This window comes from Moraxella boevrei DSM 14165 (genome assembly GCF_000379845.1).
GTDB classification, from domain to species: Bacteria; Pseudomonadota; Gammaproteobacteria; order Pseudomonadales; family Moraxellaceae; genus Faucicola; species Faucicola boevrei.
The window spans coordinates 1-12,770 of the sequence record NZ_KB903791.1; the positions used below are offsets into that span (position 1 = coordinate 1).

At 40.8% G+C, this 12,770-nt stretch carries 13 protein-coding genes, 2 tRNA genes and 1 pseudogene; 10 read left to right on the top strand and 6 right to left on the bottom strand.

Translation table 11 applies throughout. The features are described 5' to 3' along the window. The 4 genes and pseudogenes from A3G3_RS14630 to A3G3_RS0107730 all read left to right on the top strand — a co-directional run. Positions 1 to 532, top strand: a pseudogene (locus A3G3_RS14630) (DNA polymerase III subunit gamma/tau); the annotation flags it as partial. A gap of 218 nt (positions 533 to 750) precedes the next feature. Further along, complete coding sequence (locus A3G3_RS0107720; protein ID WP_019519963.1) at positions 751 to 1,650, top strand: LysR family transcriptional regulator; 900 nt, start codon at positions 751 to 753, stop codon at positions 1,648 to 1,650. Positions 1,651 to 1,852: 202 nt separating this feature from the next. Then, positions 1,853 to 2,719, top strand: coding sequence for a pyrroline-5-carboxylate reductase (gene proC / locus A3G3_RS0107725; RefSeq protein WP_019519964.1), 867 nt, complete (start codon positions 1,853 to 1,855; stop codon positions 2,717 to 2,719). After that, complete coding sequence (locus tag A3G3_RS0107730; protein WP_019519965.1) at positions 2,719 to 3,351, top strand: YggT family protein; 633 nt, start codon at positions 2,719 to 2,721, stop codon at positions 3,349 to 3,351. The genes proC and A3G3_RS0107730 overlap by 1 nt, the downstream gene beginning before the upstream one ends. A gap of 132 nt (positions 3,352 to 3,483) precedes the next feature. Here A3G3_RS0107730 and A3G3_RS0107735 read toward each other — a convergent pair whose 3' ends face one another. Next, positions 3,484 to 4,302: a hydroxymethylpyrimidine/phosphomethylpyrimidine kinase gene (locus A3G3_RS0107735; protein ID WP_019519966.1), complete on the bottom strand. Its 819-nt coding sequence runs from the start codon at positions 4,300 to 4,302 to the stop codon at positions 3,484 to 3,486. Between the two features lie 214 nt (positions 4,303 to 4,516). On the opposite strand from A3G3_RS0107735, the gene A3G3_RS0107745 reads away from it, so the two are divergent. From A3G3_RS0107745 to A3G3_RS0107755, 3 genes are all read left to right on the top strand, one after another. Then, a tRNA-Ser gene (locus tag A3G3_RS0107745) sits at positions 4,517 to 4,606 on the top strand. A 155-nt stretch (positions 4,607 to 4,761) separates the two neighbouring features. Next, positions 4,762 to 4,838: transfer RNA gene (locus A3G3_RS0107750), tRNA-Arg, on the top strand. A gap of 151 nt (positions 4,839 to 4,989) precedes the next feature. Then, positions 4,990 to 5,634, top strand: coding sequence for an RDD family protein (locus A3G3_RS0107755; protein WP_019519967.1), 645 nt, complete (start codon positions 4,990 to 4,992; stop codon positions 5,632 to 5,634). A gap of 52 nt (positions 5,635 to 5,686) precedes the next feature. On the opposite strand, the gene ruvA is transcribed toward A3G3_RS0107755, so the two are convergent. The 4 genes from ruvA to A3G3_RS0107775 all read right to left on the bottom strand — a co-directional run bounded on the left by ruvA (position 5,687) and on the right by A3G3_RS0107775 (position 9,430). Further along, on the bottom strand, positions 5,687 to 6,319 hold the full coding sequence (ruvA, locus tag A3G3_RS0107760) for a Holliday junction branch migration protein RuvA (protein ID WP_019519968.1): 633 nt from the start codon (positions 6,317 to 6,319) through the stop codon (positions 5,687 to 5,689). Between the two features lie 76 nt (positions 6,320 to 6,395). Further along, positions 6,396 to 7,433, bottom strand: coding sequence for a class II fructose-bisphosphate aldolase (fba, locus tag A3G3_RS0107765; RefSeq protein ID WP_026212925.1), 1,038 nt, complete (start codon positions 7,431 to 7,433; stop codon positions 6,396 to 6,398). Between the two features lie 188 nt (positions 7,434 to 7,621). After that, on the bottom strand, positions 7,622 to 8,014 hold the full coding sequence (locus tag A3G3_RS0107770) for a hypothetical protein (protein ID WP_019519970.1): 393 nt from the start codon (positions 8,012 to 8,014) through the stop codon (positions 7,622 to 7,624). A gap of 216 nt (positions 8,015 to 8,230) precedes the next feature. Then, the gene (locus tag A3G3_RS0107775) at positions 8,231 to 9,430 is read right to left on the bottom strand and encodes a phosphoglycerate kinase (RefSeq protein ID WP_019519971.1); all 1,200 of its coding nucleotides are present in this window, start codon (positions 9,428 to 9,430) and stop codon (positions 8,231 to 8,233) included. Positions 9,431 to 9,676: 246 nt separating this feature from the next. On the opposite strand from A3G3_RS0107775, the gene A3G3_RS0107780 reads away from it, so the two are divergent. The 3 genes from A3G3_RS0107780 (at position 9,677) to A3G3_RS0107790 (ending at position 12,516) form a co-directional block, all read left to right on the top strand. Beyond that, entirely contained in the window at positions 9,677 to 10,003 is a 327-nt protein-coding gene (locus tag A3G3_RS0107780; RefSeq protein ID WP_019519972.1) for a TraR/DksA family transcriptional regulator, read from the top strand. A gap of 60 nt (positions 10,004 to 10,063) precedes the next feature. Then, the gene (locus tag A3G3_RS0107785) at positions 10,064 to 10,261 is read left to right on the top strand and encodes a hypothetical protein (RefSeq protein WP_019519973.1); all 198 of its coding nucleotides are present in this window, start codon (positions 10,064 to 10,066) and stop codon (positions 10,259 to 10,261) included. A 221-nt stretch (positions 10,262 to 10,482) separates the two neighbouring features. Next, positions 10,483 to 12,516, top strand: a complete 2,034-nt coding sequence (locus A3G3_RS0107790) for a UvrD-helicase domain-containing protein (RefSeq protein WP_019519974.1) — start codon at positions 10,483 to 10,485, stop codon at positions 12,514 to 12,516. 131 nt (positions 12,517 to 12,647) lie between these two features. Here the strand turns inward: A3G3_RS0107790 and A3G3_RS14300 are convergent. Next, a partial coding sequence (locus A3G3_RS14300) for a transposase (RefSeq protein ID WP_019519975.1) occupies positions 12,648 to 12,770 on the bottom strand: 123 nt, incomplete at its 5' end.

The following is a 12,770-nucleotide window of genomic DNA, read 5'->3' on the forward strand; positions in this document are numbered from 1 at the left end:
TCTTGAAAATCTTGAAAATCTTGAAAATCTTGAAAATCTTGAAAATCTTGAAAATCTTGAAAATCTTGAAAATCTTGAAAATCTTGAAAATCTTGCCCCAAAAACTTTGCTGAAGCCAAAACCGCAACATTTTGACGGTAACTGGACACCTGAAAAATGGGATTTTTGGGTAAGTGAAGCCCGCACGCATGGCTGGCTAGACAATGACGAACTTGTGTTGGCTCGTGAAGGCATGATGACAGGTGAGATACATGGGCAATCGGTGTTTATCGCCAACAAAAATATTTTGAGTACAGGGCAAAGTTTTGGGCGAATGTGTGGCGTGTTGCAACACCAATTTAACGGCATCCAAATCAGCCTAAACAACGATGAAACCCAACTGGCGGATATCAGTATCCAATCGCCCCAAGTGCGACAAGCACAGCGTGATGCCCTAGCCATCCAAGTCGCCACCGAACAGCTAGAAAAACAGCCCATTATGCAGATACTCTTACAACAAAACGCCAAAATTGGTTCAATAAAACTTACTTAATTATGTAGAAATTATATCTGATTAAAATTGACTAAAATTATTTTGCCAAAAAAATCTGTTAAATAACCGCTACTTATTCTAAAATTAGCTTTATTAAATCATTTATTGAGTAAAATTGATAAAAAAATTGGCAAAAAAGTTGTTTAGATTATTTAAAAGATGAAAAAAATGATATATAATAACAACTTCTTTTAAACAACATAGAGTTAGGTGATTATATGTTAGATAATCTAAGAGGCATGGCAGTTTTTGCTAGCGTCGTCCGTCACGGTTCATTTAGCGGTGCTGCCAAAGAATTAGGCATTACAACGAGTGCAGTTAGCCAACAAATTCGCTCACTAGAGCAAGACATGGGCGTGGTGTTATTGCACCGTTCTACTCGTAAATTGAGCTTGACTGAAGCAGGTGCTTCTTTTTACGAAAGTGCCAAAGACGTGGTAGAAGCCGCTGAACAAGGTCGCATCCGTGTTCATCAATTGCGTGATGAATTGGCAGGTAACTTGCGTATCGCGACCACCCCAGAATTGGGCGTAAACCACATTCTACCTGCATTGTCAACCTGGATGTCAGCCCATGATGACCTAAATATCCATTTTGAAGCGGATAACCAATATGTGGATATGATTGAAGAACGTATTGATATTGCGGTGCGTATGTCGCCAAATACCAATGATACTAGCGTATCGGTTTATCCATTGACCGAAGTGCGTCCGATGTTGGTTGCATCGCCACATTACCTACGTCAACACGACAAAATCACTGACCCAAAAGATTTGGCAAACTTGCAAATGATTGGTATCACTTTGGTGAAAGACCCTGCGGTATTGGACTTAATTAGCGTTGAAAATGGCAAAAAAGTGCGTGTCAAAGTACCAACCCGCATTGAAACCAACAATGTACAACTAGCCACCGCATTGGCAAAAGAAGGTCAAGGCATCGCTCGTATCATGTCGCTAGATGTGCAAAAAGAATTGGCAAACGGGGAATTGGTGGAAGTATTGCCAACTTACCAATTAGCCAGCTATATGCTATATGCCGTAACGCCACGTCGTGAACAACAACCTGCCAAAGTGGTACGTTGTTTAGAAGTATTAACCAAATACTTTGAAAAAAATTAATTAACAAACAAGCAAAATTATTTAATTGAATAAAAACGGATAAGTAATTATCCGTTTTTTTGTGTCTTTCTCATGGGATTTTTATGAGAGCAGTTTTTTGCATGGATTTTGTGCATTCGGCGGTTTTATGCTAAACTAGCGTTTTTTAACGTAAATCACGTTACCCCAAATCATTTTAACATGGATAATTTAAAAGAACGCTATGCTTGATACTGTTGCCCAAAACGCCCAATCTTTACCACTTTCACACCTTTGCCAAAAAATTACCTTTATCGGTGGCGGAAATATGGCAGAAGCCTTGATTACAGGCTTATTGGCAAAGGGTTTTCTCTCGGATTTGTTGGCGGTGATTGAGCCTGACAGCCAAAAACGTGAACATTTTGCCAAACAGGGCATTACGGCGGTGGATGCCAATGAGTTGACTGCCGTGACTGCCAAGATTAGCGATAGCGATGTAGTGATTTTGGCAATCAAACCGCAAGTCGTTGTTGAAGTGTTAACCCCCATTCGTCAAGCGTTTGCACAGCAGCTGGTAATTTCTATTTTGGCAGGTGTGCCGTTACAATGTTTGCAAGTATTATTGGGCGACAACGTACGCTTGGTAAGAGCGATGCCAAATACTCCTGCGATGATACAGCAAGGAGCGACAGGGGTATTTGCCAATGTATCTGAAACGGATAAGTCGCTTGTTACTGCTCTGTTGTCCGCATCAGGGCTAGTTTTGTGGGTGGGAGATGAAGCATTATTACACGCAGTAACGGCAGTATCAGGCTCTGCCCCTGCGTACTTTTTTTATGTGTTTGAACAAATAATCAGCACAGGCGAAAAATTGGGCTTAAGCTATGAGCAAGCGAAACAACTCGCTATCCAAACCGCTCTCGGCTCGTCCATGATGGCACGCCAAAGCGATGATGAACCAAGCCTTTTACGCCAAAAAGTGACTTCGCCTAATGGCACGACCCATTCAGCGATTTGTGTGTTTGATGAACAAAAATTGGGCAATATCATTGAGCAAGCCATGCAAGCCTGTGTTGCACGTTCCATTGAACTTGGAAAAGGATTGGCGTGATGACACATTTGGTTGCAGGGATTTTTGATATTGTTGTCGGATCGGTGATGTTACTGCTATTTTTTCGCTTTATGCTTCAGTTTGCAGGGGTGGAACGTAGTGACCCATACGCCAAGAGCATTTATCAACTTACCAAAGTAGTGGATGTATTTTCTCGTATTTTTCCGACCCTTGGTGGTGGGCGAGTGAGTTTATCGGCGGTGGCGTTGTTGTTTTTGTTAAGGCTAATTTTTGTGTGGGGCGTGCTAGATTTAATGCAACTTGATAGTCAAAATATTGGGCTATTTCACAGCACCGATTATAACATGGCGATGATTGACCATTTGCACCGTTATTATTCACCGTTCATGCTATTTTTTGTGGCAAGCGTAACGTTGGTGGTGGATTTTTTGCGGTTATGCCAAAACCTTATCATTGCATCATTTGTGATTAGTTGGATTGTGATTTTTAGCGATAAAGTTCACCCAGCCTTATTATTATTAGCCAATCTAAGTGAGCCGTTAATCAGTCCATTTCGCAAATTATTACCAGTAACGGGTATGTTTGATTTAGCCCCAATGGTTGGGTTTTTCCTAATTATTTTATTGGAGGTTATTGTCAAAACTTTTGGCGTTTATTTAATTAACCTGTAAAATCGCCTTAAGGCGTGCTGAACTTTTATATTTGCAATTAAAATCACGAAAAACAAGATTTAGTCATTTTTAAGGCAAAACACGCATCTTATTTCTAAATAATGACTAAATTGTAATTAGTGTTATAAAGGTTCAACACGCCCTATTTTGATAATAAAAACGCTTGGGAATTAGCTGAGCATTTTTGTTGTCAGGATGTGGTCTATCGGCAACGCTTAGCACTTGATTAATCCAAATATCTGCCAACTGTACCGCCGTTACCAAATCATTGCCTACCGCCAAACGCCCTGCAATAAAACTTGCCAAACTACAACCAGAGCCGTGAAATTCACCTGTCAAACGAGGTAAAACCGCTTGATAAGTCAATTGAACGCCATTATGGTATCGCTGATATAAAAACTGCTCAATGCCTTGGCGGTCGTTATCGTGCGATGTTTTTACCAACACCGCCTTTGCCCCACGTTGACACAAATCTTTTGCTCCATCATGCAAATTATCAATCCCTGTCAAATCTCGTAATTCATGGCTATTTGGCGTAACCACACTAGCAAATGGCAATAACTGACTAAAGGTACTGACCAATGTCGCTTTATCACCGAGCGAACCACCGCTATTCGCTACCAACACAGGGTCTAATACATAGGGCATCGCCTGAGCAATTTGCCCTGATGCGAATAATTCCGCCAACATCACAATATTATCCGTTGTGCCAAGCATTCCTGATTTAATCGCCTTAACAGGCAAGTCCTGCAAAACCGTAACGGCTTGAGCCTTGACCAACTCCGCCGAGCACGCCTCAAAACTAAAAACTTGTTGGGAGTTTTGTACGGTTACGGTGGTACAAGCCACGCTTGCATGGGCATGAGCTTGCCCAATCGCCTCAATATCTGCTTGTAGACCTGCACCACCTGACGGGTCAAGCCCTGAAAAACATAACACAGTCGCACGCATCATCTTTGCTTATCCATTCGTTTTGGCTAAAATCAACAAGATTTTACCAAAAAAATCAGCTTTTTACCAAAAAAATCAGCTTTTTACCAAAAAAATCAGCTTTTTACCAAAAAAATCAGAAATTTTTGCAAAAACGACAAAAAACACTTGCAATCTTAGCAAAGTTTGCTATAATGCCGTCCCACAACAACACAAAATGTTGTTAATAAAATTCGGTGACGTGGGTGAGTGGCTGAAACCACAGCCCTGCTAAGGCTGCATACGGGAAACTGTATCGAGGGTTCGAATCCCTCCGTCACCGCCATTTTATTGTGTGATTTTGAATTGATGTATTAATCAACCGTTTAGCAAAAAATAATTTGAAAAAATTAAAAAAATGCTTGACAAGATTAAAAGTTAGATTTATAATACGCACCACTTTAAACAAGTTAATATATTTGTTTCAAGCTTTTAGTTTAAGCGCCCGTAGCTCAGTTGGATAGAGCATCAGGCTACGAACTTGAGGGTCGGGAGTTCGAATCTCTCCGGGCGCGCCAATAAACTGAAAAATCAATCGCCATAGGGCGATTTTTTTATGCCTAAAATCTTTTAATCCAGATAAATCTGGATAAATTCGTCAAAAAACAGTTGGTTTTTTTATTTTTTAAGGTAAAATTATGCCTTTAATCATAAATTTAACCCATTGTTATGAAATCAACAAAAACCCCCAACTTACGTCAACCAACTGCCAACCCACAACCAACCGCTTATTCCCCAAAAATCGCCGATAAACAGCCTATCATCGCCAAACCCACGTTGCGATTGCTCGCCATGTTATACGACGGGATGTTGATTTTGGCATTGTTGTTTTTTGTGTCTATGTTACTCGTGGTGTTAGGTACGCATCTGCTACTCCCTGTCGGTACAACTTCGCAACAAGCTACCGAATTACCCGCATGGTACCAAAATTTTGTGTTAACGCCGTCTTTTGTGTTAACCTTGATTGGGTTTTATGGGGTATTTTTACGTAAATCTGGACAAACGTTGGGGATGCAAACGTGGCGGTTAAAAACCCTAAACCGTGATGGTTCGCTACTTAGTTGGGGGCAAGTGGTAAAACGGATTTTATCAGCGTGTCTGTTGCCTGCGTTGTGTGCGGGTTTAGGCTCGCTGCTGCATGGCAGTCGCCAAGCGGTATTGTTTAGTGCGTTTATAGGGTTTTTGTTTAATTATTGGTTTGCTTGGGTTAATAAGCAAGGCATTGCGGTGCATGATATGCTATCGGACACGGTTACGATGAAAATGCCCAAAATTGAGCATGACGGGCTGTTTTCATCGTTTCGCAAAAAATAATTGGCAATTTTTGGGTAGTTTTTTGCCATAATTTTCGTATGGTTTTTGCTCGTTAAGCCAAACTTTTTAATGCCAACTTTAATAAATGTTGTGTGGTTAATTCGTCATTTAGGTTGGTTTTGGCAATTTTAATGGCTTGTTGGGCTTCTTTTTCTTTATACCCTAATGCCATCAGACCTGCTTCCACTTCGGCAATAATGTGCATTTCTTGGCTCGCTGATGCGCTGTGGTTGTCGCTGTCAACGTTCAATACAGTGGTAGCGATTGGCTCACCATTGCCCAAATGTTTGATTTTATCAACTAACTCTACTAATAAACGTTGAGCTGTTTTTTTGCCAACACCGGGGATACGGGTCAAAGCGGTTTCATCGCCTTGTGCCACATAGTGCTTGAGTTCGTCAAGGCTTAGCGTGGATAAAATAGCCAATGCCATTTTTGCCCCCACGCCGTTAATTTTGAGCAGTTGGCGGAATAATTCTCGCTCGTGATATGTCAAAAAACCGAATAATAAATGGGCGTCTTCTCGCACGATAAGCTGGGTCCACAGGCTAATCGGCTGGTTGAGTTGTAATTGGCAAAAGGTGTTCAGTGGCATTTCAATCTCGTAGCCGACACCGCTTGCCGTCATGATAATGGCGGTGGGTGCGTGTAAATGTTCAACATTGCCGTGGATTTTTGCTATCATTTTTGTACCTATCAAAAATAAAAATTGGTTGAATTTATTTATCCAACCAATTTTTTAAGCGATTGATTTCTATCAATTATTTATAATAATCAACCATTTTTTCCAATGACACAGGACGGATTTTGCTCGCGTTACCTGCTGTACTAAAGGCGGTGTAACGCTCTACGCACACGTCTTTCATGGCTTTAATGGTTTCGTTTAGATATTTGCGTGGGTCAAATTCGGCTGGGTGTTCCACCATAAAACGGCGAACCGCTCCTGTACTTGCCAAACGTAAGTCGGTGTCAATATTGATTTTACGCACGCCATGCTTAATCGCTTCAACCAATTGTTCAACAGGCACACCATACGTTTCGCCAATTTGACCGCCGTGGTCGTTGATGATTTTTAGCCATTCTTGTGGCACAGAGCTTGAGCCGTGCATGACAAGATGGGTATTTGGTAAGGCTTCGTGAATTTCACGGATACGTTCCACCGCCAAAATATCACCTGTCGGTGGTCGAGTGAATTTGTATGCACCGTGGCTTGTACCTACCGCAATCGCCAATGCGTCCACGTTGGTGTCCGCCACAAATTGACGAGCTTCGTCTACCGATGTCAATAATTGTGAATGGTCAAGCACGCCTTCTGCACCGACGCCGTCTTCTTCGCCTGCCATGCCTGTCTCTAGGCTACCTAACACGCCAATTTCACCTTCCACAGACACACCGCAAGCGTGCGAAAATTTCACCACTTCACGGGTAACAGCGACATTATAATCATAGTCCGCAGGGGTTTTGCCATCTTCTTTTAAAGAGCCGTCCATCATGACCGAGCTAAAGCCAAGCTGAATGGAACGTTGGCAAACGGCAGGGCTTGTGCCGTGGTCTTGGTGCATAACCACAGGAATGTGTGGAAACTCTTCCACCGCTGCCAAAATCAAATGACGCAAAAACGGTGCTCCTGCATATTTTCTTGCTCCCGCCGATGCCTGTACGATAACAGGTGAGTCAGTTTCTTCAGCAGCCATCATGATGGCACGCATTTGTTCTAGGTTGTTGACGTTAAAGGCTGGCACGCCGTAGCTGTGTTCGGCGGCGTGGTCTAATAATTGGCGTAGGGAAATGAGAGCCATGTTAATCTCGCTTATTGAATAAAAAAGTTGGTTAAAATCGGGTAAAATAATTTTGATGATGGTTAAAATTATAACAGAAAATTTGTCTAAATTAAACGCCAATTATTTTGCAAAAACTTGCCAAAAGAAAACCCCAAAAATACTAAAATTTTTGGGGTTTTGGTAGGATATTTTTTAAATTAAAAATATTAGTATTTTTGTGATTCTGGTACGTCATTGGCAACCGCTTCTGCACCGCTTGCAACGGCATTTGCACCGTCAGCGACTGCATTAGCCGTTGCGACTGTGGCTTTTTCTGCACCGTTAGCGACCGCTTGAGCACCTGCACCGACAGCACTTGCGGTTGCTGTTGCGGTGTTTCCTACCGCTGATGCCGTTGCGTCAGCGGCTGATGCAACTACGCCACCCATTGCTTCGGCGGTGTTTTGTACATTTTCAGGGGCATTGGTAACCGCTGATGCCACGTCTTGCCCTGCACTTTGGGCAGTTTCTTTGGCTGCGTCTTGAGTTTGTTGGCTACAAGCGGTGATTGACAAAGTAGCAACCAACGCAGAAGTTAATAATAGATTACGTTTTAACATAGTCGTTCCTAGATAAAAATGGGTGAACAATCAATCACCAAATCAATAAAACACAATTTTGGCGAACCAAACAGTGTTAGTTCGCTATATTCTAACCAAAAAACATGACTTTGACAATTCACGTTAAACTTGTGACAACAAATATTAACTCAAATTTACAATTCATCAAGATTGACTAAACGATAAGATTTACAAAAATTGCGTTAAATCAATAATTTATCTTTTGTTAAATTTTTGTTGCAATGCAACAACCGCAGGCAAGGCTTTGCCTTCTACAAATTCTAAAAATGCCCCGCCACCTGTTGATGTGTAGCTAACTTTGTCGGCAACATTGTATTTATCAATCGCTGATAAGGTATCGCCACCGCCTGCAATGCTAAAGCCGTCACTATCGGCAACAGCAGTGCTGATGATTTGTGTGCCTGTGCCAAATTTATCTACTTCAAACACGCCAACAGGTCCATTCCATAGAATGGTTTTGGCTTTTAAAATCACTTCGGCAATTTTGTCGGCACTGTTTTTGGCGATATCCAAAATCATTTCGTCATCATTGATTTCATTGACTGATTTAATGGTTGCATCTGCTTTTTCAAGCGAACCTAAAAAGTCGTCAAAATCAATTTGCGATTTTTTGGCAACCACCACTTCAGTCGGCAATAAAATATCGGTTTGTGTCATGATTTTTTTGGCAGTTTCTACCAAATCCGCTTCATATAATGATGCACCGACATTCACGCCCTTTGCCACCAAAAAGGTATTGGCAATACCACCGCCAACCACGATTTGGTCGCACAGTTTGGCGAGCGTGGTTAACACGTCCAATTTGGTAGAAACTTTTGAGCCACCGACAATCGCCAACATCGGTTTTTCAGGGTTGTTTAACGCTTTGCCAAGTGCGTCCAATTCGCCTGCTAACAGTAGTCCTGCACAGGCAACCTCGGCTTTGTCAATCACCCCTGCAGTTGAGCTTTCCGCTCGGTGAGCCGTGCCAAATGCGTCCATCACGAACACATCGCACAGCTTTGCATAGGCTTGGCTTAGAGCTTCGTCATTTTTCTTTTCGCCTTTGTTAAAACGTACGTTTTCTAACAAAACGATATTGCTATCACCAAAATCCACGCCATTTTGCAAATAATCTTTAACAAATTTGACATCTTGCCCAAGTTTTTCGCTTAAATAAGTTGCAATCGGTGCTAGCGAATATTTTTCTTCAGGATTTTCAGGGTCAGGACGCCCTAAGTGGGAACAAATAATGACTTTTGCCCCTTTTTTTAAAGCAAGTTCAATGGTTGGTAAACTTGCTTTTAAACGAGCATCACTTTCAATGTTACCATTTTTGATGGGTACGTTTAAATCTTCACGAATGAGTACGGTTTTGTTAGTTAAATCAAGGTCTTGTAAACGTAAAAACTGCATGATTTTTTCCTTTTTAGGCAAGATAATCAAGGTAAAAGGTTTATAAAGTAAGTATTGTAGCATAATTGTGATAAACCGACATGCTTTTAGCAAGGCAAATGTTAATGGATAAAAAAAATTACAAAACTTTAGAAATAATGATTGTGTTTTGTGGATTTTTGCTGAATAATAAGCGTTACAATTCTGTAAAATTTGTTGTTAAATTTGACCTATTTTTATCATTTTTTTATATTCATGGAGAAAATCATGAGCGACTTAGCCAAACATACCGCCGATTTATTAGCGTTAAAAGCCGAATATGAAACTCGCATTCAAAAAATCACTGATCATATTCATCACCCACAAGATGAGCTAAATCAGCACTGGGATGACCAAGCCGTATCAGCAACCGAGAATGATATGCGAAAAAATCTGTTAGTAGAAGCGGAGCATAATTTAGGTTTAGTAAACAGTGCATTAATGCGGTTAGAAAATGATAGTTATGGTATTTGTATTGATTGCGGTGAAGAAATTGAAGAAAAACGTCTTGATGCGGTGCCTTATGCGACCAAATGTATGACTCATGCACAATGATAAATTAAATGATGAGTTAAGAAAAAATTAATTAAATTTATCACTAAAAGGAAGATTGCCATGACAATAGACAATCATGCAAATTGCACAGAAAAGTCCCAATCGCCGTCAAATCCAGTTAAAAACGGACTATTAGCGGTGGGGTTGATGTTGTTTTTGGCAATTTGCTTTAAATTGGTGGGGGAATTGTCCGAGCCAACAGGCACGGTTAGTCAGTCGGATAGCGTGTTAAATGAAATCCAAAAAGGTGCAAAATAACCCTAATTTTGCTTTAAGATGTCAAAAATATTTTAATTTTTTCAAACAAACGTAAACGCCTTGATTGGCGTTTATTTTTTTGACAATTTTTTATAAATAAGTAGCCAAAATTTTTACATTGCGATTTTTATTTTTGGGCTTATAATAGGCGTCCAAAAAATGTATTTTTATGTTAAAATATTTAATAAATTAGTTAGAAAAAAATCACAATCGGAGTAAGCATGAGCCAATTAAATCCGCAACAAACAGATGCGATGAAAGACATATCAGGACCCTTATTGGTTTTGGCAGGGGCAGGCTCGGGCAAAACTTCAGTGATTACCCAGAAAATTGCGTATTTGATTGAACAATGCCAAATGCCAGCCGAACGCATTACCGCCGTTACCTTTACCAATAAAGCTGCCCGTGAAATGAAGGCTCGTGTGCAAAAATTGTTACCGAGTGAAAAAACCAAAGGTTTGACCGTTTCCACTTTTCACCAATTTGGCTTGCAATTTTTACGTTATGAATTGTTACATACACCGTTAAAAGGCAATTTTTCTATCATGGATAGCGAAGATAGCAAACGTTTGTTGATGGATTTGATGGTACGTGACAACATGAGCGGGGCAGAAAGCAAAGAGTTGGTTGGCAAAGCCATTAAGATGATTTCGGATTGGAAAAATGATTTAATTTCGCCAGAGCAGGCAGCCGAAACCCTTGAAGACCCTGAAGATATGCTATTTGTTACTTTGTATCAGTTGTACGAACGTAATTTGCGGGCGTATAATGCGGTGGATTTTGATGATTTGATTGTGTTACCGACTAAAATTTTACAAGAAAATACCCAAGTGCGTGACAAATGGCAAAACCGCATTCGTTACCTGCTGGTGGATGAGTATCAGGATACCAATACCGCCCAATATGAAATGATTAAATTGTTGGTCGGCGGTGTGCAGCCTCGTTTTACCGTGGTGGGCGATGATGACCAGTCTATTTATGCGTGGCGTGGGGCAAAACCTGAAAATATGGCATTGTTACAACAAGATTTTCCCCGTTTAAAGGTAATAAAACTGGAACAAAATTACCGTTCAACCAGTCGGATTTTGCACGCTGCCAATGCTGTTATTACCAATAATGAACATTTGTTTGAAAAAAAATTGTGGTCGGATAAAGGTCATGGCGAAATGATACGCATTATTAAATGTCGTAATGATGATGATGAAGCCGAACGGGTTGCCAAAGAAATCGTTACGCACAAATTACGTCATGGCAACGAATGGCAAGATTATGCCGTGCTGTATCGCAGTAATTTTCAAGCCCGTATGCTAGAGGCTCAACTGCGTCAGTTGCAAGTGCCTTACAAGCTATCTGGTGGTACTTCTTTCTTTGCTCGCAGTGAAATCAAAGATATCATGAGCTATTTACGCTTGATTTTAAATCCTGAAGATGACAGTGCTTTTTTACGCATTATCAATACGCCAAAACGTGGGCTAGGACCTGCAAGTTTGGAAAAATTAGGATTATTTGCCCAAGAACACCAAATTTCGCTATTAACCGCAAGTAACCATGGTGGGTTAGCTCACGCCTTGCCAAAAAAAGCGGTGAGTGAGTTGAACGAATTTGCCAGTTTTATTGAACATTATACCCAAGAATTGTATCAAAATGACGATCCTGTACCGCTTGTAAAACAGATGATATTAGAAACAGGGTATATTGATTTGGTAAAACAAGAAGCCAAAACGCCACAACAAGAAAAAATTCGCCTTGATAATATAGAAATGCTTTACGCTAGCATTCAAAACCTGATAAACCGTGCTGAAGATGATGACAATAAGACGATAGATGCTGTCATTCGTAAGTTAGTCTTATTAGATATGTTAGAGCAACAACAGGAAGAAGAAAATACGAACAAGGTTAATCTGATGACGTTGCACGCAGCTAAAGGTTTAGAATTTAACTATGTGTATATTATGGGCTTGGAAGAAGATTTATTACCGCATAAAAATTCGGTTTTGGCGGATAGTATAGAAGAAGAACGCCGTTTGATGTATGTCGGTATCACACGTGCTAAACAAGAATTGACCTTGCTCCACGCCAGTCAACGCCGTGCTGGGGGCGAGATGCGAACCACGTCGCCAAGCCGTTTTTTGGATGAATTACCGAGTGAACATTTGGATGCACCGCATTTGAAAAAAGTGGCACAAAGTAACCAACCGCAAAAAACTGCAGATGACTATTTGGCAGGTATTCGGGCATTGTTGCAGGGAAATTGATAAATGCTTAATTTATTTAAATGGACTTATCTGTTTAACAAATAAATTTATCCTCTGTTGCTGTAAAACCACCGACTTCAGGCGGTGGATATAAGGCAACTCCGTAACCATGCTTACGCACAGAAAGTTGTTTAATGTGGTGTATTCTGCTGTTCAATATACTGGCGGATAATCTCGATTGGAGCACCACCACAAGACCCTGCAAAATAGCTAGGCGACCACAATGCATCGCCCCATAATTGTTGCTTAATGGA

Coding starts and splice junctions, on each gene's coding strand:
- A3G3_RS0107720 (WP_019519963.1), top strand. CDS start 751: ATGTTAGATAATCTAAGAGGCATGGCAGTTTTTGCTAGCGTCGTCCGT.
- proC (WP_019519964.1), top strand. CDS start 1,853: ATGCTTGATACTGTTGCCCAAAACGCCCAATCTTTACCACTTTCACAC.
- A3G3_RS0107730 (WP_019519965.1), top strand. CDS start 2,719: ATGACACATTTGGTTGCAGGGATTTTTGATATTGTTGTCGGATCGGTG.
- A3G3_RS0107735 (WP_019519966.1), bottom strand. CDS start 4,302: ATGCGTGCGACTGTGTTATGTTTTTCAGGGCTTGACCCGTCAGGTGGT.
- A3G3_RS0107755 (WP_019519967.1), top strand. CDS start 4,990: ATGAAATCAACAAAAACCCCCAACTTACGTCAACCAACTGCCAACCCA.
- ruvA (WP_019519968.1), bottom strand. CDS start 6,319: ATGATAGCAAAAATCCACGGCAATGTTGAACATTTACACGCACCCACC.
- fba (WP_026212925.1), bottom strand. CDS start 7,433: ATGGCTCTCATTTCCCTACGCCAATTATTAGACCACGCCGCCGAACAC.
- A3G3_RS0107770 (WP_019519970.1), bottom strand. CDS start 8,014: ATGTTAAAACGTAATCTATTATTAACTTCTGCGTTGGTTGCTACTTTG.
- A3G3_RS0107775 (WP_019519971.1), bottom strand. CDS start 9,430: ATGCAGTTTTTACGTTTACAAGACCTTGATTTAACTAACAAAACCGTA.
- A3G3_RS0107780 (WP_019519972.1), top strand. CDS start 9,677: ATGAGCGACTTAGCCAAACATACCGCCGATTTATTAGCGTTAAAAGCC.
- A3G3_RS0107785 (WP_019519973.1), top strand. CDS start 10,064: ATGACAATAGACAATCATGCAAATTGCACAGAAAAGTCCCAATCGCCG.
- A3G3_RS0107790 (WP_019519974.1), top strand. CDS start 10,483: ATGAGCCAATTAAATCCGCAACAAACAGATGCGATGAAAGACATATCA.